A 20,763-nucleotide genomic window follows, 5' to 3' on the forward strand; every position below is an offset into this window, starting at 1 on the left:
TCAAAAGGGGAAGCAGGGAAGCAATTAGCCCCCTTGGAAAAAAGGGGGCGGGCACCCACGCCAGCGGGTGGCGGGGGGATTTGTGTGCAGGAGTGGGGAAAGCAGGCGCGCCCGGCGTGGCGCCAGCCTGAAAAGCAATCCCCCTCGGTCCCCCTTTTGCAAAGGGGGAGGCAAAAAGCAGCCGGCCCCTTTTCAAAAGGGGAAGCAGGGAAGCAGTTAGCCCCCTTGGAAAAAGGGGGCGGGCACCCACGCCAGCGGGTGGCGGGGGATTTGCGTGCAGGAGTGGGGAAAGCAGGCGCGCCCGGCGTGGCGCCAGCCTGAAAAGCAATCCCCCTCGGTCCCCCTTTTGCAAAGGGGGAGGCAAAAAGCAGCCGGCCCTTTTCAAAAGGGGAAGCAGGGAAGCAGTTAGCCCCCTTGGAAAAAGGGGGCGGGCACCCGCGCCAGCGGGTGACGGGGGATTTGCGCGCTGGAGTGGGGAAAGCAGTTGCTCACGCCGACCGATCGAATACGGAAAAGAAGCAGACACCGTCGACACCGCGATGGGTGAAGCAAACTCCGGTATCGCGTCAGCGGAGCACGCGCCGCTCTACTTGAACTTGTAGACCACGTTCATGGTGGTCAGGGTGTCGGTGCGCTTGAGGTTCTCGGCGGCATCGCTGTTGTGGCGCGCCTGCCAGCCGGCTTTCAGCGCCAGGTGCGAGTTCATCGTCACCGACAGGCCCAGATCGTTCTGGGCGAAGGTGTTGTACTCGCCCGATTCCACCAGCAGCTTGTTGACCAGTTCGGTGTTCTCGCTCAGCGATACCCGCAGATCCACCAGGCCGCGTCCGATCACGCTGGATTCGTTGCGCTCTTCCAGGGTGTCGTAGGCGCGGCGGAAGCCCGGACCCACCTGCAGATCCAGTTGGGTGCGATCGCCATCGACCACGCGGTTGCCATAGCTGACGCTGACCGAGGTCTGCCGGCTGAAGGTGCCGAAATCGTCTTCCTCGTGGCGCAGCGACGTGTTCACGGTGCCGCGCGAGTCGGTCCGGTAGGCACCGTTGCCGGTCAGCGTGTAGCGGTTGGCGGTGGTACGCCGATCGCGCTTGACCGAACCGTCGGCCTGGGTCGACTTGTATTCGGAACTGGCACGCAGGCCGGACAGGCTGCCGCTGTATTTCCACGCGCCGCCATCGGCGTAGTTCAGATCCAGGCGCGCATTGAGGCTTTCCGTGCTGCTGTTGCCGTGGGCCGAGGCGAAACCGAGCTCGCCACCGCCGCTCCAGGGCGAACTGGGCTGCAGCGGTTCGGCGGGAACGCCGGTGTCGGGACGCGGCGGCGGAACCGGCAGCGCCGGTCCCTTGTGGCTGACCGCAAGGGATTCCTTCTGGGTCACCGCGCCGCCGGCCTTGGCCTTGGCGGCGGAGGCGGCACTGCCCGTTTTCAGGTTGTCGTCCTGTGGAATGCCGTCCTGCGCATGCGCGAGCGGCGCGCCGGCCAGGCACAGCAGGGAGAGGGACAGGGCGAGCAGGTTGGGACGGGGCATGAAGGGCCTCGGCGGGCGGGGACGCGCTTGCGGCGTCAGCGCCGTGTGAACGTCGAAAACGGTTACAGGATAACAATCCAAACCCCTTGCCTCAAGGCAAGTGATTGTTTGGATTCAGATTCGTGTCCGATTCTGCCACGCTTTTATTCACATTTGTCGCGTCCCGACGCCCCCGGATCAGGTGAGTTTCACGTTTTCGCACTTCCGGGCGGATAGGGCGTTCAACGCATGCACCGGAACGCGTATTCATCCAGTTCCCGGCCCAACTGCTCGCGGCCGGGGTCGCTGAGGTCGGTCATCAGGCCGTCCACGTTCTGGCGGATGCGCCGGCAGGGATCGGTGTCGTAACCCGGCCCGGCGAACAGCAGGCCGATGAACCTGACCACCTGTTCCGGGCTGACCGAACGGTGCATCACGAAACGACCCGGGCGATCGCCGCCGGGCAGGCGCGCGTGGCGCTGGCGCAACGGATTGCTGCCGAAGTCCGGCTTCGGCGCGGAGGCGTTCGCCCAGGCCGCGCCCTGGGCGAGGAGATCGGCCGCGGAGGCGGGAAGCGGATCGGGGTCGGCGACCTGGACCGCCGCCTGCGCGGACCCGGTCGGCGGCGTTGGCGCGGGAGTACGCGCGGGGCGGGGGGATGTCGCGGTCGCGGCGCGGATCGGTTCCGATGTCCGCACCGGCGCTTCGCGCGGCAGGAAACGGATGCGCGGACCGGATTCGCGCGCGGCGGTCGCGTCGGAAGTCGTCGGCAGGCGCCAGAGCAGGCTCACCATCAAGGCATGCAATGAAACGACGACGAGCACGGCGATGCCGTTGTGCTTGATGCGTTCGGACAATCCTGTCGCTCCCCCTTCCCGGTCCCGGAGTGTGGCCGTGCGCGGGTTAAACAGGAGTTACGCATGACCATCCGCACGGGCATGACGTCCGGACGTTCCCGCCATCGCGCCGCGCCGGCGGAATCCGGACGATGCCGGTTTCCGCCGGCCGGACACGGGTGCTCGCCATGCCCAGGAAGATCCCAATCGGTCTGTTGATGGTGGCGCTGGCCTGCGCCATCGCCGGTTCCGGCTATGCCTTCGGCGAATACCTGGCGCAGCGTGACCGCGCAGGCGAGGCGCCCGCCGCGATCGGCTAGGGCGACTCGATGGTGATGGCGGGATCGTCGAAGCGCGAGTACGCCAGGGTCATGGTGTAGGGACCGCTGGCGGTCTCGCCGCTGTGGCGCAGTTGCAGCGGCCGGCCATCGCGATCGATCCAGTACAGGAATTCACCGGGTTCGGGCTGGGTGTGGCGCACCCGGTAGCGGCGCGCGCGCTGGCCGTCCACGTTTTCCTCGCCGAGGAACTCGGTGGACATCCCGCTGCGGTTCTCGCGGATCTTCATCGGATCCCGCCACTGGCTGACCGTGCCTTCCGGGATCGGCACCTTCGTCTGCTGCCCGTGCATCTCCATGTACATGGTGTCGCCGATGATCACCTGGGTGCCGACCGGCATGATCATGCGATAGCGATCCGGCGCGACGAAGTCCATCTCGTTCTGCATCGGCTGGCTGCCTTCCACGGTCATCACCGCATGGAAACTGCGCGCGGCCAGGAACCGCTCCATCGAGGCGGTGACCTCGGCCAGCGCGTCCACCGTCGGCGCCGCGGGCGCCGGCGCCGCTACGTCTTTGGCCGCGGTCGCGGTTGGCGCCGGTTCCGGCTGCCGGGAGCAGGCGCCGGTCGCGACAACGACCAGCAGCAGGCCGGGAAGCCATCCGGCCGGGCGGGAGGACAACACGCGGGGGAGGGACATGGCGGGCTCCAGAGTACGGAAACAGTGGCCGCTTGGGTCCGTGCGTTGGGGGAGTCCGGGCGGCGCGTCCGCGCGCCGGGCCCCTGGCACCGCACGGGCCCAAGCGGCCCGGGCGGTGCATATTCCCAAGCGAACCGGGCGGCGAAAACGGCCACGGCTCGGCCATAATCATGGCATGGACAAGATCGAACGCATCACCGCCCTGCATCGCATCCTGAAGGCGTCGCGCTACCCGGTCACGGTCAAGCGCCTGCAGGAGGAACTCGGCTGCTCGCGCGCCACCGTCTACCGCGACCTGGCATACCTGCGCGATGCGCTGATGGCGCCCATCGAGGGCGACGGCGAAGCCGGCTTCCGCTACGAGGCGGCCGAAGGCGAACGGTTCGAGCTGCCCGGCCTGTGGCTGAGTTCGGAAGAACTCTACGCCTTGCTGGCGGCCCAGCAGCTGCTGGTGCGCACCGGCGGCGGCGTGCTGTCCGGCGCGCTGGCGCCACTGCAGAAGCGCATCGAGGGCCTGCTTGCCGATCATGCCGGCGTCTCGCAATGGCCGGTGGACCGGGTGCGGGTGATTCCGCACCGCGGGCGCCGGCTGGACGAAGCCAGCTTCCGCACGGTGGCCTCGGCGGTGCTGGAGCGCAAGCAGCTGGCATTCGAATACCGCGCCCGTTCCACGGACGAGCGCACCCGCCGCACGGTTTCGCCGCAGCGCATCACCCACTACCGCGACAACTGGTACCTGGACGCCTGGGATCACGAACGCAAGGCGTTGCGCAGCTTCGCCGTGGATCGCGTCGGCGGCGCCCGCCTGCTGGAGGATGCGGCGCAGGATCTGTCCAACGAGGATCTCAACCAGCACCTGGCGTCGAGCTACGGCATCTTCTCCGGCGAGCCCAAGGGCTGGGCGACGATCCTGTTCAGCCCCAAGGCCGCGCGCTGGGTCGCCGACGAGCAATGGCATTCCAAGCAACAAGGGCGCCTGTTGCCGGATGGCCGCTATGAACTGAAGGTGCCCTACAGCGTTTCACGCGAGCTGTTGATGGACATCCTGCACTACGGCGCCGACGCGGAAATCGTCGAACCGTCGGTGCTGCGCGAGCAGGCCAAGTCGCTGCTGGAACTGGCGCTGTCCAACTACGACAAGAAGCGCTGAGCGGCGGGCACGGAAAAACGCTTTGAACGGCAGGTCAACCACCGTGCCGCAGCGACGGTGGCGGAGAAAGATCGCTCCGATAGCCCCCTTCGCAGAAGGGGGCGGGCACCCGCGAAGCGGGTGACGGGGGATGGACCCGCCATTCGGCTGTTGAGGAGCGCTTGCTCTTCGCGCAGGAAACAAACGCCTCCCGGCGCCCGGACGGTCAATTCCCCTTAAGTCCCTCGGTCCCCCTTTCCCACGCTCCTCAACAGCCGAATGGCGGGTCGAGGGCGAGCCGAAGCGGAACCTGACTCCGATTCCCGATTCCCGATTCCCGATTCAGGGATTCTTCGGATCCGCGAAGCCCGGTTGGCCCACCTGCGCCGGGGTCTGCGGCTCGCGGACGAGCTGGCGCGCGTTGACGCCGTAGTCGCGCATCTTGCGGATGAGCTGCTGGTAGAGCGCATCGTCCATGTCCGGCGAGCGCGAGAATATCCAGCCCAGATCGCGCTCGGGATAGCTGATCAGCGCCCAGGAATAGTCCGGCGCGACCTCCAGGATGTGGAACTTGGCCGGGACCACGCCGACGAACCACAGGGTCCAGTCGCGGTTGCCGCTGCCGCCCTTCACCGAGGCGCGCGCTTCGCGGACCTGTTCAGGCTCACCGAAGCCCTCGCGATGCAGGTAGCGCACGCCGATGCGGTCGCCTTCGCGGGCGGTGTACTCGTAGCGTCCGGTCACGTGGCCACGCTCGGCGAAGTACGGAATGTGCGCCGTCACGTACCACGTCCCCATGAAGCGCGGCAGGTCGATCTCCGCCGCCTGCACCGTCTCCAGGCCCATCGGCCGGGTTTCGCTCTGGCTGGCACAGGCAGTCACCGCGGCAATCAGGGCGCACGTCAGGACGGCGCGAAGACGGCACAGCGATGGGGACATGCAGGACTCCTGGGTGATGGATCGTCGCGACCCGTCGCGGGAACGCCGGGCAACGCGAATATCGCATATCGGCATGAAGGCGAGAATCTCCGGCCGGCGCGAAGCGTCGCAGCCCGTGAGAAGGCGGCGCGGCAGGCTGGAGCCCTGTCCACCGGAGCCCTGCCATGCGCGACTTTGTACATTCGATTTCCGCCGACGCCCGCCTGTCCCGCGCGCCGGACCCGCAGCTCGAAAGGTTGTTGCGCCGCGTCGTTGCGATTGGCCTGGCGCTGGTGCTGCTGTTCCCGCTGGCCCGCGGGCAGATCCCCTGGCTGGGGTGGGCGCCGTTGTGGCTGGTCGGCATGCCGCTGGCGGCCTGGTGGGCGCTGCACCGCTTCCGCCTGCCGCAATGGCCGAGGCACCGCGAGGCCGGGCGCCGACGCAGCGGCCCGCAGGCGCGGCGCCGGGTCCGGACTCCGCGCGCCGCCTGGCTGCGCGCGGCCTGAGCGGCCAGGCCCGCCCTGGCCGGACTGACGTTCGACAGGGGAGGGCGGTCGCGGACTTGTGCTAGCGTGAAGGAATTGTCTTCGATCCGGAGTTTCCTTCATGTCCAAGCTCGTCCATGCCTGCCTGGCGGCAGGCCTTGCCGCCGCCGCCGTCAGCGGCCACGCCCAGGAGCAGAAAACCGTGGCCAACGACCCCTACGCGTGGCTGGAAGAGGTGGAAGGCCAGAAGCAGCTGGACTGGGTGCGCGCCCAGAACGCCAAGGCCGAGGCGGAAATCGCTTCCACGCCGGCGTTCAAGGAACTGGAGGCCAGCATCCTGGCCATCCTGGATTCGGACGCCAAGATTCCGGGCGTGCAGAAAATCGGCCCGTACTACTACAACTTCTGGAAGGACAAGCAGCACGAGCGCGGCCTGTGGCGCCGCACCACGCTGGAGGAATACCGCAAGCCGCAGCCGCAGTGGGAAACCGTGCTGGACCTGGACGCGCTGAACAAGGCCGAGGGCAAGAACTGGGTCTGGCACGGCGCGGATTGCCGCAAGCCGGACTACACCCGCTGCCTGATCGCGCTCTCGCGCGGCGGCGCCGACGCCGACGAGACCCGCGAATTCGACCTGACCACCAAGACTTTCCTCAAGGACGGCTTCTATCGTCCGGAAGCCAAGGGCGGCCTGGGCTGGAAGGACGCCGACACCGTCTACGTCTTCACCGATTTCGGCGAAGGCAGCATGACCACCTCCGGTTATCCGCGCATCGTCAAGGAGTGGAAGCGCGGCACCCCGCTGTCGGCGGCCAGCGTGGTCTACGAAGGCAAGCCGGACGACATGTACATCGCCGCGTTCCACGACGACACGCCGGGTTTCCAGCGCGACTTCGTCAGCCGCACCCTGGCGTTCTACAACGACGAACTGTTCCTGCGCGGCGCGGACGGCAAGCTGGTCAAGATCGATGTGCCCAACTCGGTCAACAAGGGCGCGTTCCGCGAATGGCTGACCCTGGAACTGCGCGAGCCGTGGACCGTCGGCGGCAAGACCTACAAGGCCGGTTCGCTGCTGGTCTCCAGGATCGATGACTTCATGGCCGGCAAGCGCGAATTCGACGTGCTGTTCGAGCCGACCGATCGCACCTCGCTGGCCAGCTTCACCTTCACCCGCCATCACCTGGTGCTGAACGTCCTGGAGGACGTCAAGAACAAGCTCAGCGTGCTGACCCCCGGCGAAGGCGGCTGGAAGAAGAGCGCGTTCGTCGGCGCGCCCGCGTTCGGCACCCTCGGTGTCAGCGCGGTCGATGCGGACGAAAGCGACGCGGTGTGGCTGACCGCCACCGACTACCTGACCCCGACCACCCTGTCGCTGGCCGAGATCGGCAAGCAGCCGGAACAGCTGAAGACGATGCCGGCGTTCTTCGACGGCTCCAAGGACGTCATCGAACAGCACTTCGCCACCTCCAAGGACGGCACCAAGGTGCCTTACTTCGTGGTGCGCCCGAAGGACCTGAAGCTCGATGGCAACACCCCGACCCTGCTGTACGGCTATGGCGGCTTCGAAGTCTCGCTGACGCCGGCCTATTCCGGCGCGGTCGGCAAGGGCTGGCTGGAGAAGGGCGGCGTGTACGTGGTCGCCAACATCCGCGGCGGCGGCGAGTACGGCCCGCGCTGGCACCAGGCCGCGCTGAAGGCCAACCGCCACAAGGCCTACGAGGACTTTGCCGCAGTCGCGCAGGATCTGGTCGCGCGCAAGATCACCACCGCCAAGCGCCTGGGCACCCAGGGCGGCAGCAACGGTGGCCTGCTGATGGGCAACATGCTGACCCAGTATCCGGAACTGTTCGGCGCGGTCGTCGTGCAGGTGCCGCTGCTGGACATGAAGCGTTACAGCCACCTGCTGGCCGGCGCATCGTGGATGGCCGAGTACGGCAATCCGGACACGGCCGACTGGGACTACATCAAGACCTTCTCGCCGTACCACCTGTTCGATCCGGCCAAGACCTATCCGGCGACCCTGTTCACCACCTCCACGCGCGATGACCGCGTCCACCCCGGCCACGCGCGCAAGATGATGGCCAAGATGCTGGAAGCCAACAAGGACGTGCGCTACTACGAGAACATCGAAGGCGGCCACGGCGGCGCGGCCAACAACGCCCAGGCCGCGCACATGAGCGCGCTGGCCTACACGTTCCTGTGGCAACAGCTGGCCAAGTAAGCGCAAGCGCATGAAGGCCTTCCCCGTTCACGGGAAGGCCGGACAGTTTCCTTCCCCCGCGTGCGGGGGAAGGTGCCCGAAGGGCGGATGGGGGCGAACCCGCGGCCGTGACGCAACCGCCGCCAACCCCGATCGCCCGACCATTGCATCCCGCCGGAACGGACCCCATCCATGAAAACGACCTCCCTCCTGTTCGCGACCGTACTGATGACCGCTCACTTCGCTTCCGCCGCCGCCGACCTCACGCCGCCCGATGCCGCCAGGAAGCCGCATGTGGTCAAGGCACCGTTCGGCGCCGAGCGCAATGACGAGTACTACTGGCTGCGCGACGACGATCGCAAGAACCCCGAGATGCTGGCCTATCTCAAGGCCGAGAACGAGTATGCCGACGCGCTGATGGCGCCGCTCAAGCCGCTGCAGGAAGCGCTCTACAAGGAGATCGTCGGCCGCATCAAGCAGGATGACAGCAGCGTGCCGTACCGCGAGCGCGGCTACTGGTACTACACCCGTTTCGAGACCGGCAAGGACTATCCGGTGCATGCCCGCCGCAAGGGCAGCATGGAAGCGGCCGAGGAAGTGCTGCTGGACGTCAACGCGCTGGCCGAAGGCAAGGGCTATTACAGCGTCGGCGACTACGAGGTCACCCAGGACAACGGCATTCTCGCCTACGCCGAGGACGCGGTCGGTCGCCGCCAGTACGTCATCAAGTTCAAGAACCTGGCCACCGGCGAGTTGTACCCGGACCAGATCACCGGTGTGTCGCCCAACCTGGTCTGGGCGGACGACAACAAGACCCTGTTCTACGTCGAGAACGATCCCGAGACCCTGCTGACCGTACGGGTGAAGAAGCACGTGCTGGGCACGCCGGCCTCGCAGGACGTGCTGGTCTACGAGGAGAAGGACGACAGCTTCTACATGGGCATCGGCCGCACCCGCGACGACAAATTCATCTGCATCGGCGTGGAAAGCACGGTCTCGTCCGAGTCGCGCTGCGCGCCGGCCGCCAATCCGGCCGAGTTCACCGTGCTCGCGCCACGCGAGCGCGACGTCGAATACAGCGCCGATCACCTGGACGGCCGCTGGGTCATCCGCACCAACTGGAACGCGCAGAACTTCAAGATCATGACCGCGCCCGATGGCGCCACTTCCCGCGACCAGTGGAAGGAGTGGGTGCCGCACAGCGACAAGGTCTACATCGAGGGCTTCGAACTGTTCGACGGCTTCACCGCCATCAGCGAGCGTTCCGAGGGCCTGGAGCGGATCCGCCTGCTGCGCGCCGACGGCAAGGAGGAATACGTGAAGGCCGACGAGCCGGCCTACTCGATGGGCCTGGACGTCAATTCCGAGCACGACACCGACTGGCTGCGTTACAGCTACACCTCGATGACCACGCCGGCCACGACCTATGAACTGAACACGAAGACCGGGGAGCGTCGCCAGCTCAAGCAGCAGCCGGTCATCGGCTATGACGCAACGAAGTACACCACCGAGCGCGTGTGGGTCGAGGCCCGCGACGGCACCAAGGTGCCGGTGTCGCTGGTCTACAAGAATGGGTTCAAGAAAGACGGCACCGCCGCCCTATTGCAGTACGGCTACGGCAGCTACGGTGCGTCGATGGATCCGGGCTTCAGTGGTCCGGTGGTCAGCCTGCTGGATCGCGGCATGGTCTACGCCATCGCCCACATCCGCGGTGGCCAGGAAATGGGCCGGGCCTGGTACGACAACGGCAAGCTGCTGCACAAGAAGAACACCTTCACCGACTTCGTCGACGTCACCGACGCGCTGGTCAAGCAAGGTTATGCGGCCAAGGACCGCGTCGCCGCGATGGGCGGCAGCGCCGGCGGCCTGCTGATGGGCGCGATCACCAACCTGGCGCCGGACAAGTACCGCGCGATCGTCTCGCAGGTGCCGTTCGTGGACGTGGTCACCACCATGCTGGATCCGACCATCCCGCTGACCACCAACGAATACGACGAGTGGGGCAATCCGGAGAAGAAGGAGTTCTACGACTACATCGTCACCTACTCGCCATACGACAACCTCAAGTCGCACGCCTATCCGGCAATCTTCGTCGGCACCGGCCTGTGGGACTCGCAGGTGCAGTACTGGGAGCCGGCCAAGTACGTCGCCCGCCTGCGCGACGTCAACACCGGCAAGCTGCCGGTGCTGTTCCGCACCAACATGGAAGCCGGCCACGGCGGCAAGTCCGGCCGCTTCCGTCGCTACCAGGAAATGTCGGAGTACTACGCGTTCGTGCTGGATCAGCTGGGTGCGGACACCGCGGTGAAGTAACCCACCGCGCTTCATCGTGATGCTTGCAGGAGAGCCGGGCCACGCCCGGCTCTTTTCTTGTGTCTGGTTTGTCGAGCGGTTGGTACATCGCTCGCCCCATCCCAGCCTTCCCCCGTGAACGGGGGAAGGGGCTTTCTTTCTCTTCGCTCATTTCTCCGCCACCGGAAAAAAGCGGCTCCCTCCCCCGCTTACGGGGGAGGGTTGGGGTGGGGGCAGGCCGGCATCGGTGACGTCGGTGGGCCAGGAGCAGGCAGCGAACGCTGCAACGTCTGCCTCAATCGATGCTCCTCTCTTTGCTCGCCCCCATCCCAGCCTTCCCCCGTGAACGGGGGAAGGGGCTTTCTTTCTCTTCGCTCATTTCTCCGCCACCGGAAAAAAGCGGCTCCCTCCCCCGCTTGCGGGGGAGGGTTGGGGCGGGGGCAGGCCGAGCCAGTGACATCGATGCGCCGGGATCAGGACAGGACCCGCCATCCAAACGCCCGAGTGCCTCCCTCGCTCGCCGACAAGACGCGACTGGCCAGGAAATCCGCACGTGATGCCCGACAACCTGATGGCGGCCATGCATCCGCGACACCTTGAAATCGCTCGATGGAACTGGACGCCCGCATGGCCTGTGTCACCCGACGGCTGACGCAATCCGCCCACATGCGGTAAAAGGTGCCGGTGAACGACGACACGCCTCCGCCGGCTTCCTCGCGCCGCTTCCGCTGGGCCTGGTGGCTGCTGGCCTACGCCAGCCTGGGCACCGGCATCCTGGGCATCTTCGTGCCGGGGCTGCCGACCACGGTATTCATCCTGATCGCGGCCTACGCGGCCTCGCGCGGGTCGGACCGCCTGCACCATTACCTGATGACGGACCCGCGCTTCGGGCCGATGATCCGTGACTGGCAGGCCCATGGCGCGGTGTCGCGGCGGGCCAAGTGGGCGGCGACCTGGGCGATGCTGGCCTGCGCGCTGATCCTGCTGGCGGTGATGCTGATCGCCGGTTCGCACCGGCTGTGGATGGTGCTGCTTCCCATCGGCTGCATGGCGGTGGTCGCCACCTGGCTGTGGCGGCGCCCGGAACCACCGCGCTGACGTCATTCCGATTCATCCCCGGCTGGCTATACTGCGCCGCATGAACCGATCGCTCCGCCTGCTGTCCGCCGCCATCGCCATGGCGCTCCTCGCCGCCTGCGGCGCCAAGGGCCCGCTGTTCCTGCCGGAGAAGCCGGCGCCGGAGACCGAAGTCCCGGCCGAGGCGCCGGTCGAGGCGCCGGTCGAACCGGCTGCGGAAGGCACGCAGGCCCCGCCGGCGGATTCGACCGACACCGCGACGCCGCCCGCCGAACCCACCGAGCCGGCCAACCCGCCCAGCACGCCATGAGCGCGCGGCCTCCGGCCTCGTCGATGGGTTTCACCAAGATGCACGGCGCGGGCAACGACTTCGTCGTGCTCGACCTGCGCGGCGACGTCCCACCGCCGGGGCCCGAACTCGCCGCGCGCTTGGCCGACCGCCATTTCGGCGTCGGTTGCGACCAGATCCTCACCATCGAACCGCCGCGCAGCACCGGCGCGGTGGCGTCCTACCGGATCTGGAATTCGGACGGCTCCACCTCGCAGCAGTGCGGCAACGGCGCGCGCTGCGTGGCCGCCTGGCTGATGCGCGACGGGACCGCGAGCGGCGAACGGTTCCGGGTCGACAGCCCGCTGACCACGCACGACGTCGAGCATCTGGGCGGTGATCGCTATGCCATCGCCATGGGCGTGCCGGAGTTCGTGCCGGCGCGGATTCCGCTGGCCGGTTTCGATCAGGCCCAGGGCGAATACGACGCCCGCATCGACGAGCACCTGCGCCTGAGCTTCGGGGCGGTGTCGATGGGCAACCCGCACGCGGTCATCGAGGTGGCCTCGGTGGCCGACGCGCCGGTGCTGCGGGCCGGACCGGCGCTGCAGCAGTCGCACTGGTTTCCGGAGTCGGTCAATGTCGGTTTCGCCGAAGTGCTCGCGCGCGATCACGTCCGCCTGCGCGTCTACGAGCGCGGTGTCGGCGAAACCCTGGCCTGCGGCAGCGGCGCCTGCGCCGCGGCGGTGGTGCTGATGAAGCGCGGCCGCATCGATCGCGCGGCGACGGTTTCGCTGCCGGGCGGCGACCTGTACATCCAATGGCCGGCCGACGATGCCGAAGTGGTGATGTCCGGCCCGACCGCATTCGTATTCGAAGGGGAATGGAACGCATGAACGAGAACGAGAAGCTGGGTGCCCACGAAATCGCCGCCTGGCTGCGCCGCCACCCCACCTTTCTGAAGCAGTTTCCGGATCTGGCGCTGAGCATGGTAGTCCCGCGCGACGACGGCCGTACCGCCTCGCTGGCCAGCTACCAGCTGGAAGTGCTGCGCGACAAGAACCGCGAACTGTCCAAGCGCCTGGGCGATCTGTTCGCCAATGCTCAGGAAAACGAGCGGCTGGCGGTGCGCACCCACCAGCTGACCCTGTCGCTGCTCAAGCAGAACAACGCCGCCGACACCCTGCGCGCGATGGCCGCCTCGCTGGCCGAGGACTTCAACGGCGACCGCGTCAGCATCGTGCTGCTCAAGCCGGTCGCCGGCCTGGAGGACGCGGAGTGGTTGCAGATCATCGCCGAAGGCAATGCGATTCTCGCGCCGTTCCGCGACTGCCTGAAGGACGGCGAGCCGATCTGCGGCCGCCTGCAGCCGGAAAAGAACGTGGTGCTGTACGCCGCCCGCGCGGAGGAAGTGCAGTCCTCCGCGCTGCTGCCGCTGCCGGGCGTGGGCTTGGTCGCGGTCGGCAGCCTGGACGGCAATCGCTTCTATCCCGGCATGGGCACGCTGTTCCTGCGCATGATGGGCGAAGCGCTGACCGCGGCGCTGAAGCGTTTCGAGGCCTGAGCGGCACGGCGTCCCGACTCCCTGCGCATCCCCGAGCGTCATTCCAGCGCAAGCTGGAATCCATGTTCGGCCGGTTCCGCGTGGAGGGGACACAAGGGCAAAAGCCCGATGGATCCCGGCATCCGCCGGGATGACGACGTTGGAATTCATGGGGCGGGGCGAGATTCGCGCGGCGTATCTCACCCCGTCGTTCCAGCGTATGCTGGAATCCATTGCGCAGGACGCAAGCGCGGTAAGCGATGAGCAGGGCCCGTCAGCACAAGTCAAATATCGAACCCGCACCGGCGGCTCGCCAAGGTGAGGCCGGCCACGGCGAACCCCGCGGCGCCATCGACGAATTCCTCGCCCACCTGCAGATCGAGCGACGCATGTCCGCGCACACGCTGGACGCCTATCGGCGCGATCTGATCGCGCTCGCGGCCTGGGCGACGGAGCAGGGCGCCGACATGGTGGGCCTGCATACCGAACAACTGCGCAGCTTCGTCGCCAGCGAACACCGTCGCGGCCTCTCGCCCAAGAGCCTGCAACGCCGATTGTCGGCCTGCCGCAGCTTCTATCAGTGGCTGCTCAAGCACGGACGCATCACCGCCAGCCCGGCCGCCGCGCTGCGCGCGCCGAAGGCGCCGCGCAAGCTGCCGCAGGTGCTGGATGCCGACGAGGCCACGCGACTGGTCGAGGTGCCCACCGACGTGCCGCTGGGCCTGCGCGACCGCGCGCTGTTGGAACTGTTCTATTCCTCCGGCCTGCGCCTGAGCGAACTGTGCGCGCTGCGTTGGCGCGATCTGGATTTCGCGTCCGGCTTCGTCACCGTGCTCGGCAAGGGCAGCAAGCAACGCAAGGTGCCGGTCGGCTCGCACGCGCGCAACGCGCTGGAGGCGTGGCGTGCCGAGCAGGGCGGCGCCAACGAGGCGCATGTGTTTCCCGGCCGCGGCGGCGGCCCGATCTCCCAGCGCGCCGTGCAGATCCGGCTCAAGCAACTGGCGCAGCGCCAGGGCTTGTTCAAGCACGTGCATCCGCACATGCTGCGGCACAGCTTCGCCAGCCACATCCTGGAATCCTCCGGCGACCTGCGCGGCGTGCAGGAACTGCTCGGCCACGCCGACATCGCCACCACCCAGATCTACACCCATCTGGATTTCCAGCATCTGGCGAAGGTCTATGACGCGGCGCATCCGAGAGCGAAGCGGAAGCGGTGAGCTTCGCCTCTCCCTTTGAAAAAGGGGGCTATTTCTCGCATAAGCTGTTATTGCCTCCCCCTTTGCAAAAGGGGGACTGAGGGGGATTTGCTTTTGGCGCCAAAAGCAAATCCCCCGTCACCCGCTAGCGCGGGCGCCCGCCCCCTTCTTCGCTTTCAACAGCCGAATGGCTGGTCAAGGGAGCTGAGCCCCTCCCCAAAAGTCACGCTTGATCCACCCCCGGGCGTCCCCACCTCAGGGAGAACCCCCCGGAGGCCCCCATGGACCCCAGCCAGAATCCCAACGTGTTCCACGCCACCACCATCATTTCGGTCCGCCGCGACGGTCATGTCGCCGTGGCCGGCGACGGGCAGGTGACGCTGGGGCATACCGTCATGAAGGGCAATGCGCGCAAGGTGCGCCGACTGGGCCGCGACGGCCAGGTGCTGGCCGGTTTTGCCGGCGCCGCCGCCGATGCCTTCACCCTGTTCGAACTGTTCGAGGCCAAGCTGGAAAAGCACGGCCAGTTGCAGCGCGCCGCCGTCGAACTGGCCAAGGATTGGCGCACCGAGCGTCGCCTGGGCAAGCTGGAAGCGCTGCTGGCGGTGGCCGACAAGGAAACCTCGTTGATCATCAGCGGCACCGGTGATGTCATCGAGCCGGAGGACGGCATCATCGCGATCGGTTCCGGCGGATCCTACGCGCTGTCCGCCGCGCGCGCGCTGCTGGCGCATACCCAACTGGACGCGAAGTCGATCGCGGTCGAGGCGCTGAACATCGCCGGCGATATCTGTATCTATACCAATCGCAACGTAGTCGTCGAAGAGCTCTAGTCCGGGATTGGGGATTCGGGATTTGGGATTCGCGAAAGCGGATCCGTACCTCGACCCTCCCATTGCCGCTTTCCTTCCCTGTTTCCCACGAATCACGAATCCCCCATGGCCAATCCCGAATCTTCCACCATGACCCCGCGCGAAATCGTGCAGGAACTGGACCGGCACATCGTCGGCCAGCATGCGGCCAAGCGCGCGGTCGCCATCGCCCTGCGCAACCGTTGGCGGCGCATGCAGCTGCCCGAGGCGCTGCGCAACGAGGTGATGCCCAAGAACATCCTGCTGATCGGCCCCACCGGCGTCGGCAAGACCGAGATCGCGCGTCGCCTGGCGACGCTGGCGAACGCGCCGTTCGTCAAGGTCGAGGCCACCCGCTTCACCGAGGTCGGCTATGTCGGCAAGGACGTGGAGCAGATCATCCGCGATCTGACCGACACCGCGGTCAAGATGTACCGCGAACAGGCCAAGGTGCGGGTGCGCACCCAGGCCGAGGAACGCGCCGAGGATCGCATCCTCGACGCGCTGCTGCCGCGCCGCAGCGTCGGCGTGGGCTTCGATCCGGAAGCCGCGCGCCATGAGCCGTCGGCGCAGGACAACGACACCCGCATCAAGTTCCGCAAGATGCTGCGCAACGGCGAGCTGGACGAGCGCGAGATCGAGCTGGAACTGGCCGCCAATGTCGGCGTGGACATCATGACCCCGCCGGGCATGGAGGAGATGGGCCAGCAACTGCGCCAGATGTTCTCCAACCTGGGCGGCGCCAAGACCCACAAGCGCACGGTCACCATCAAGGCCGCGCGCCCGCAGCTGATCGAGGAAGAGGCCGCCAAGCTGGTCAACGAGGACGACATCCGTGCCGCCGCCATCGAGGCCTGCGAGCAGAACGGCATCGTCTTCATCGACGAGATAGACAAGGTGGCCAAGCGCGGCGACAACGTCGGCGGCGGCGACGTCAGCCGCGAGGGCGTGCAGCGCGACCTGCTGCCGCTGGTGGAAGGATCCAACGTCAGCACCAAGTACGGCACGGTCAAGACCGACCATATCCTGTTCATCGCGTCCGGCGCGTTCCATCTGGCCAAGCCCAGCGATCTGATTCCGGAGCTGCAGGGCCGCTTCCCGATCCGGGTGGAACTGTCGGCGCTGTCCAAGCAGGATTTCATCCGCATCCTGACCGAGCCCAAGGCCGCGCTGACCAAGCAGTACGTGGAGCTGATGCGGACCGAGGGCGTGGCATTGGATTTCAGCGACGACGCGGTCGACCGCCTCGCCGAGATCGCCGCGCAGGTCAACGAGCGCCAGGAGAACATCGGCGCGCGCCGCCTGCACACCGTGCTGGAGCGCCTGCTCGACACCCTGAGCTACGAGGCGCCGGATCGCGACGGCCAGGCGGTGTCCATCGACCGCGCCTACGTCGATTCGCACCTGGGCGAACTGGTGCAGGACCCGGATCTGAGCCGGTACATCCTGTAAGCGCGGAATCGCGACCGTCCACGACGGTCGCGCCATCTTCGCGATGGGCGGTGCGGATGCGCCGCCCGTTTTCGTTTGCGGGAACCGGAAACCGGGACGAACCGGTCAATCCGCCGCCCGCGCCGCCTCGTCGATCAATCCCGCCACCGCCGCGGCCTGCGAGGCCAGCGAGGCGTGGCTGGCGTCCAGCGCCAGCAGCGTGCGCGGATTCATCCGCTCGGCCATGCGCTTCTGGTTGTCCGGATGGATCATGCGGTCCTGGGTCGACAACTGGTACCAACTGGGTTTCTTCTTCCACGCCGGCGCGGTGACGGTATCGCCGAAGGTGCTCGCCAGCGGCGCTTTCTGAGTGACCGCCATGACCAGGGCGTCGTCGGCGTCCAGGTCCTGGCAGAAGCTCTCGTGGAACTTGTCGTCCTGGATCCACAGGTAGCCGTCGCTGTCCGGGGCGAGGTTGGCGATCGCGGCAGGAGGGTGCGCCTGGCTGATGCCGCCGGGGCTTTCGCCGGCGTCCGGCGCGAAGGCGGCGATGTAGACCAGGCCGACGACGTTCGGTTGATCGCCGGCTTCGGTGATCACCGCGCCGCCGTAGGAGTGCCCGACCAGCAGTACCGCTCCCGATTGCTGGGCGACCATCCTGCGCGTGCGTTCGGCGTCGTCGGCCAGCGAGGTGAGAGGGAGTTCGACCGCGCGGATGCGGTCGTGGCCCTTGCGCGCGAGTTCGAGGATGACGTTCCGCCAGTGCGCCGCGCCGCCCCAGAAGCCATGAACCAGGACGAGGGTGGGTGTGCTGCTCATGAGCCGACTCCCTTGGTTGGAGGATGTTGCCGGTGACCGCCGTTGGCACCGGGCGGGGCGCCGGTGGGAGCCGGACTATGCCACGACGATTGTTCAGTCCGGGTCTGCGTTCGACGTTGCCCGGATGACGGCGGAGGGCGGCGGGCTTCAGATGATCCGCAGGGTGATCGCCTTGAGCACCGCGCGGGTGCGATCGCGGGTGCCGAGCTTGTCGAACACCTCGGTCAGGTAATTCTTCACCGTGCCCTCGGTGACGTGGATGACCTGGCCGATTTCGCGGTTGGTATAGCCGCCGGCCAGCAGGCGCAGGATGTCGATTTCGCGCTGGTTGAACTGCCCGGACGGCGGCACGCGATCGCGGTAGGTGTAGCGCTCGCGGATGGCGTCGGTGGCCACCGGCGCGATGGCCTGGCGGCCGGTGGCGACGTCCTCGATGGCTTCCACCAGTTCCAGCGGCGAGGCGTCCTTGAGCAGGTAGCCGCGCGCGCCCGCGCGCGCCGCCGCCAGCGCCTGGCCGGGATCGTCGAAGGTGGTCAGCAGGATCACCGGCGGCGCGCCCGGCAGGCGGCGCAGGCGCGCGCAGACTTCCAGGCCGCCCAGGCCAGGCATGCGCACGTCGCACAGCACCACGTCCACCGGCTTGCCGTCCAGCGCCGCCAGCAGGCCTTCGCCATCGGTGGCTTCGGCCACCACTTCGAATTGTTCGAAACCGCCGAGCAACGCTTTCAGGCCGCTCAGCACCAGTGCCTGATCGTCGGCCAGGGCGATGCGTATGGGTGTCGGCGCGTTCACACCGGCACGCTCGCGCGCAGCAGGAAGCCGCCGCCATCGGAGGGTCCGAACGCCAGCGCGCCGCCCACCGCGTGCAGGCGCTCGCGCATGCCGCCCAGGCCGTGGCCGGGCGCGGCGTCCGCGTCGATGCCGTGGCCGTCGTCGCGCAGCTCCAGCACCAGGTACCCGTCGTGGCGGTACAACCGGGCCCACAGATGATTGGCCTCGCCGTGGCGCGCGGCGTTGGTCAGGCCTTCCTGGAATGCGCGCAGGATGGCGTCGGCCTGTTCGAGCGTGCGCACGCGCGCATCGGGTTCCACTTCCAGATGCACGTCCGGACGCGGGAACGGCGCCGCCATCCGCGCCAGGGTGGGGCCGAGTTCCAGTCCGTCGTGCAGGCGCAATTGATGTACGACGCCGCGCAGATCGTCCAGCAGCTCCTCGGTCAGCCGGCTGCACAGCGCCACCGTTTCGGTCACGTCCAGGCGGCGGTTGTGGCCAAGCGCGGCCAGGTTCAGGCGCAGCGCGGTGAGCTTGTGGCCGGCCACGTCGTGCAGTTCGCGCGACAGGCGCAGGCGTTCCTGCCCGCGCGCGGCTTCGGACAGCAGGCCGCGGGTGGCGAGCAGTTCGGCATGGGTCCGCGCCAGTGCGGCGCGCGCGCGCTCGGCGCTCTGCATCGACCGCACCAGCAGGATGGCGAACAGTTGCAGGCTCGCGTGCACGCCGACGTGGGTGTACGGCGCATCCATGCCGCGGAAGGCCAGCACCACGCCGAGCAGCGCCAGGTTGACCGCGACAAAGACCACGGCCAGCGCGCGCACGCCCAGCAGGTAGGCGAATTCCACCATTGGCACCACCAGCAGCGCGGCGGCGGAGTTGTAGCGGTACGAGGCGACCAGCAGCAGCGCGTCCAGCACCAGCAGCGCCGCCACGGCCAGGCGCGCCTGCGGCGACAGGCGCAGGCACAGGAACACCAGTTGCAGGACACCGAACAGCAGGTGCAGGGTCCGCACCAGCGCGGTGACGGCGGACGGATCGACCAGGAAGGTGCTGGCCATCACCGGCCGCATCCACAGTTCCAGCCCGACCGCGGCCCAGGCCAGCAAGCCGGCCACCGCCAGCGCGGGATTGCGGAGGGTGGAGGTCTGGTCCATGCGGGCTAGCTTCGCGTCGGCGGGGCGTCGTGACAAGGCGCGCGATGCAACCGATGACTTTCGTCACCGCGCCCGGTGGCTTCCTTCATCTGTCCGGCCGGCGCGGGGGCCGCGAGACTGCCGGCGTCCATTCGGGAGTCCCGTCGATGAAGATCCGACCCTGGAAGGCCGTTGTCATCGGCCTGTCCGCCTGCCTTTCGCTGGCCGTCGCCGTGGCCGCCCTTCCGCCGTTCCGCACCGGGGAGCGCAACGCCTTCGCCACTTCCCTGCCGCCTGCCCGCGTGGTCGATCCGGGCGCGCTGGCGCAGGCGCACGCGTTCCTGGTCCACGAGACCCGCTTCGATGCCTTCGTCGCCCTGCACGAGGGACGGCAGTTGATGGCGTGGGGAGAAGCGGACCTGCCCATCAACACCCATTCGGTGCGCAAGAGCCTGCTCAGCGCGCTGTACGGGATCGCCATCGCCAAGGGATATCTGCGGCTGGACCAGACCCTGGCCGAGCTGGGCATCGACGACGCGGTGGTGCCGCTGACCGCCACCGAGAAGCAGGCCACCGTGCGCGATCTGCTGATGTCGCGATCCGGCATCTACCTGGAGGCGGCGGGCGAGGTGCAGGCGATGAAGGACCGACGTCCGCGCCGCGGCTCACACCGGCACGGCGAGCATTTCTACTACAACAACTGGGACTTCAACGTGCTGGGGGTGATTTTCGAGCGGCGCACCGGCCTGGGCATCGGCCAGGCGTTGTACGAATGGATCGCCCGGCCGACCGGCATGACCATGTTCAAGCCGGAACATGTGATCTACGAACAGGCCCGTCATTCGGAGCATCGCCAGTTCGTGATCTTCATGTCGGCCGCGGATCTGGCGCGTTTCGGCATGCTGTATGCCGATGGCGGGCGCTGGCGTGGCCGGCAGATCATTCCGGCGGCGTGGGTGGAGGAAAGCGCGCGGCTGTGGTCGGCGGTGGCCGACCCACCGCCGTTCGACGGCTACGGTTACCTGTGGTGGATCGATCGCGACGCCGGCACGTTCTGGGCCGATGGCTGGGGCGGACAGTTCCTGCTGGTGGATCCGCGTCGGCGGCTGGCGCTGGTTTCGCGCAACGACACCGGCCGCAGTCGCCTGCAACTGGGCTGGTTCGTGCTGTTCGACGACGATGGCTGGCGCAGCCACCATGAGTGGCTGCACCGCTGGATGATCCAGGCGGTCAGGCATGGACAAGGTGCCACCGCCTTGAAATGAGCAGGGCAGCCGAGCCGATGTAACTTGACAACCAGTTTCCATTAATGGAAACTGGTTGTCATT

The 20,763-nt window shown here is 67.5% G+C and carries 20 protein-coding genes; 13 read left to right on the forward strand and 7 right to left on the reverse strand.

What is annotated here, in order from left to right; translation table 11 throughout:
- Positions 1-586: 586 nt before the first annotated feature.
- Together AC3DE2_RS11000 and AC3DE2_RS11005 are read right to left on the reverse strand one after the other, a co-directional pair.
- Positions 587-1,528: a DUF481 domain-containing protein gene (locus AC3DE2_RS11000; RefSeq protein WP_295376073.1), complete on the reverse strand. Its 942-nt coding sequence runs from the start codon at positions 1,526-1,528 to the stop codon at positions 587-589.
- A 221-nt stretch (positions 1,529-1,749) separates the two neighbouring features.
- Complete coding sequence (locus AC3DE2_RS11005) at positions 1,750-2,364, reverse strand: hypothetical protein (RefSeq protein WP_488426188.1); 615 nt, start codon at positions 2,362-2,364, stop codon at positions 1,750-1,752.
- 167 nt (positions 2,365-2,531) lie between these two features.
- On the opposite strand from AC3DE2_RS11005, the gene AC3DE2_RS11010 reads away from it, so the two are divergent.
- Positions 2,532-2,663 (forward strand): hypothetical protein, encoded by a 132-nt coding sequence (locus AC3DE2_RS11010; protein ID WP_295376076.1) that lies wholly within the window; start codon positions 2,532-2,534, stop codon positions 2,661-2,663.
- Here AC3DE2_RS11010 and AC3DE2_RS11015 read toward each other — a convergent pair.
- On the reverse strand, positions 2,660-3,322 hold the full coding sequence (locus AC3DE2_RS11015) for a hypothetical protein (protein WP_488426190.1): 663 nt from the start codon (positions 3,320-3,322) through the stop codon (positions 2,660-2,662). The genes AC3DE2_RS11010 and AC3DE2_RS11015 overlap by 4 nt on opposite strands.
- Positions 3,323-3,497: 175 nt before the next feature.
- Between AC3DE2_RS11015 and AC3DE2_RS11020 the strand changes: the two genes are divergently transcribed.
- On the forward strand, positions 3,498-4,472 hold the full coding sequence (locus tag AC3DE2_RS11020) for a helix-turn-helix transcriptional regulator (RefSeq protein WP_295382355.1): 975 nt from the start codon (positions 3,498-3,500) through the stop codon (positions 4,470-4,472).
- A gap of 321 nt (positions 4,473-4,793) precedes the next feature.
- On the opposite strand, the gene AC3DE2_RS11025 is transcribed toward AC3DE2_RS11020, so the two are convergent.
- Entirely contained in the window at positions 4,794-5,390 is a 597-nt protein-coding gene (locus AC3DE2_RS11025) for a lipocalin family protein (protein ID WP_488426191.1), read from the reverse strand.
- Between the two features lie 164 nt (positions 5,391-5,554).
- Between AC3DE2_RS11025 and AC3DE2_RS11030 the strand changes: the two genes are divergently transcribed.
- The 10 genes from AC3DE2_RS11030 to hslU all read left to right on the forward strand — a co-directional run bounded on the left by AC3DE2_RS11030 (position 5,555) and on the right by hslU (position 16,733).
- Positions 5,555-5,875, forward strand: coding sequence for a hypothetical protein (locus AC3DE2_RS11030; RefSeq protein ID WP_488426192.1), 321 nt, complete (start codon positions 5,555-5,557; stop codon positions 5,873-5,875).
- A 100-nt stretch (positions 5,876-5,975) separates the two neighbouring features.
- A complete protein-coding gene (locus tag AC3DE2_RS11035) occupies positions 5,976-8,075 on the forward strand; it encodes a prolyl oligopeptidase family serine peptidase (RefSeq protein WP_488426194.1) in 2,100 nt (699 codons plus the stop codon).
- Between the two features lie 171 nt (positions 8,076-8,246).
- Complete coding sequence (locus AC3DE2_RS11040; protein ID WP_488426195.1) at positions 8,247-10,367, forward strand: S9 family peptidase; 2,121 nt, start codon at positions 8,247-8,249, stop codon at positions 10,365-10,367.
- 663 nt (positions 10,368-11,030) lie between these two features.
- Positions 11,031-11,444, forward strand: coding sequence for a YbaN family protein (locus tag AC3DE2_RS11045; protein WP_488426197.1), 414 nt, complete (start codon positions 11,031-11,033; stop codon positions 11,442-11,444).
- Positions 11,445-11,484: 40 nt separating this feature from the next.
- On the forward strand, positions 11,485-11,733 hold the full coding sequence (gene lptM, locus AC3DE2_RS11050) for an LPS translocon maturation chaperone LptM (protein WP_488426199.1): 249 nt from the start codon (positions 11,485-11,487) through the stop codon (positions 11,731-11,733).
- A complete protein-coding gene (gene dapF, locus AC3DE2_RS11055; protein WP_488426201.1) occupies positions 11,730-12,587 on the forward strand; it encodes a diaminopimelate epimerase in 858 nt (285 codons plus the stop codon). The genes lptM and dapF overlap by 4 nt, the downstream gene beginning before the upstream one ends.
- A complete protein-coding gene (locus AC3DE2_RS11060; RefSeq protein ID WP_488426203.1) occupies positions 12,575-13,255 on the forward strand; it encodes a DUF484 family protein in 681 nt (226 codons plus the stop codon). The genes dapF and AC3DE2_RS11060 overlap by 13 nt, the downstream gene beginning before the upstream one ends.
- Before the next feature lie 239 nt (positions 13,256-13,494).
- On the forward strand, positions 13,495-14,451 hold the full coding sequence (xerC, locus tag AC3DE2_RS11065) for a tyrosine recombinase XerC (protein WP_488426204.1): 957 nt from the start codon (positions 13,495-13,497) through the stop codon (positions 14,449-14,451).
- 260 nt (positions 14,452-14,711) lie between these two features.
- Positions 14,712-15,263, forward strand: a complete 552-nt coding sequence (hslV, locus tag AC3DE2_RS11070) for an ATP-dependent protease subunit HslV (protein WP_141455391.1) — start codon at positions 14,712-14,714, stop codon at positions 15,261-15,263.
- 105 nt (positions 15,264-15,368) lie between these two features.
- Complete coding sequence (gene hslU / locus AC3DE2_RS11075; protein ID WP_295382337.1) at positions 15,369-16,733, forward strand: ATP-dependent protease ATPase subunit HslU; 1,365 nt, start codon at positions 15,369-15,371, stop codon at positions 16,731-16,733.
- A gap of 105 nt (positions 16,734-16,838) precedes the next feature.
- Here the strand turns inward: hslU and AC3DE2_RS11080 are convergent, their stop codons facing one another.
- The 3 genes from AC3DE2_RS11080 to AC3DE2_RS11090 all read right to left on the reverse strand — a co-directional run bounded on the left by AC3DE2_RS11080 (position 16,839) and on the right by AC3DE2_RS11090 (position 19,456).
- On the reverse strand, positions 16,839-17,531 hold the full coding sequence (locus AC3DE2_RS11080; RefSeq protein WP_488426205.1) for an alpha/beta hydrolase: 693 nt from the start codon (positions 17,529-17,531) through the stop codon (positions 16,839-16,841).
- Positions 17,532-17,678: 147 nt separating this feature from the next.
- Positions 17,679-18,323 (reverse strand): response regulator transcription factor, encoded by a 645-nt coding sequence (locus AC3DE2_RS11085; RefSeq protein WP_488426206.1) that lies wholly within the window; start codon positions 18,321-18,323, stop codon positions 17,679-17,681.
- Positions 18,320-19,456 carry a sensor histidine kinase gene (locus AC3DE2_RS11090; RefSeq protein WP_488426207.1) on the reverse strand — a complete coding sequence of 379 codons (1,137 nt, stop codon included), beginning with the start codon at positions 19,454-19,456 and terminating at the stop codon, positions 18,320-18,322. The genes AC3DE2_RS11085 and AC3DE2_RS11090 overlap by 4 nt, the downstream gene beginning before the upstream one ends.
- 146 nt (positions 19,457-19,602) lie before the next feature.
- On the opposite strand from AC3DE2_RS11090, the gene AC3DE2_RS11095 reads away from it, so the two are divergent.
- Entirely contained in the window at positions 19,603-20,700 is a 1,098-nt protein-coding gene (locus AC3DE2_RS11095; protein WP_488426208.1) for a serine hydrolase domain-containing protein, read from the forward strand.
- The last annotated feature ends 63 nt before the right edge of the window (positions 20,701-20,763 follow it).

Source organism: Pseudoxanthomonas sp. 68-E7, assembly GCF_057773145.1.

What these genes read in the sequence shown, in the direction of transcription:
- AC3DE2_RS11000 (WP_295376073.1), bottom strand. Translation starts at nt 1,528, where the DNA reads ATGCCCCGTCCCAACCTGCTCGCCCTGTCCCTCTCCCTGCTGTGCCTG.
- AC3DE2_RS11010 (WP_295376076.1), top strand. Translation starts at nt 2,532, where the DNA reads ATGCCCAGGAAGATCCCAATCGGTCTGTTGATGGTGGCGCTGGCCTGC.
- AC3DE2_RS11015 (WP_488426190.1), bottom strand. Translation starts at nt 3,322, where the DNA reads ATGTCCCTCCCCCGCGTGTTGTCCTCCCGCCCGGCCGGATGGCTTCCC.
- AC3DE2_RS11020 (WP_295382355.1), top strand. Translation starts at nt 3,498, where the DNA reads ATGGACAAGATCGAACGCATCACCGCCCTGCATCGCATCCTGAAGGCG.
- AC3DE2_RS11025 (WP_488426191.1), bottom strand. Translation starts at nt 5,390, where the DNA reads ATGTCCCCATCGCTGTGCCGTCTTCGCGCCGTCCTGACGTGCGCCCTG.
- AC3DE2_RS11030 (WP_488426192.1), top strand. Translation starts at nt 5,555, where the DNA reads ATGCGCGACTTTGTACATTCGATTTCCGCCGACGCCCGCCTGTCCCGC.
- AC3DE2_RS11035 (WP_488426194.1), top strand. Translation starts at nt 5,976, where the DNA reads ATGTCCAAGCTCGTCCATGCCTGCCTGGCGGCAGGCCTTGCCGCCGCC.
- AC3DE2_RS11040 (WP_488426195.1), top strand. Translation starts at nt 8,247, where the DNA reads ATGAAAACGACCTCCCTCCTGTTCGCGACCGTACTGATGACCGCTCAC.
- lptM (WP_488426199.1), top strand. Translation starts at nt 11,485, where the DNA reads ATGAACCGATCGCTCCGCCTGCTGTCCGCCGCCATCGCCATGGCGCTC.
- dapF (WP_488426201.1), top strand. Translation starts at nt 11,730, where the DNA reads ATGAGCGCGCGGCCTCCGGCCTCGTCGATGGGTTTCACCAAGATGCAC.
- AC3DE2_RS11060 (WP_488426203.1), top strand. Translation starts at nt 12,575, where the DNA reads ATGGAACGCATGAACGAGAACGAGAAGCTGGGTGCCCACGAAATCGCC.
- xerC (WP_488426204.1), top strand. Translation starts at nt 13,495, where the DNA reads ATGAGCAGGGCCCGTCAGCACAAGTCAAATATCGAACCCGCACCGGCG.
- hslV (WP_141455391.1), top strand. Translation starts at nt 14,712, where the DNA reads ATGGACCCCAGCCAGAATCCCAACGTGTTCCACGCCACCACCATCATT.
- hslU (WP_295382337.1), top strand. Translation starts at nt 15,369, where the DNA reads ATGGCCAATCCCGAATCTTCCACCATGACCCCGCGCGAAATCGTGCAG.
- AC3DE2_RS11080 (WP_488426205.1), bottom strand. Translation starts at nt 17,531, where the DNA reads ATGAGCAGCACACCCACCCTCGTCCTGGTTCATGGCTTCTGGGGCGGC.
- AC3DE2_RS11090 (WP_488426207.1), bottom strand. Translation starts at nt 19,456, where the DNA reads ATGGACCAGACCTCCACCCTCCGCAATCCCGCGCTGGCGGTGGCCGGC.
- AC3DE2_RS11095 (WP_488426208.1), top strand. Translation starts at nt 19,603, where the DNA reads ATGAAGATCCGACCCTGGAAGGCCGTTGTCATCGGCCTGTCCGCCTGC.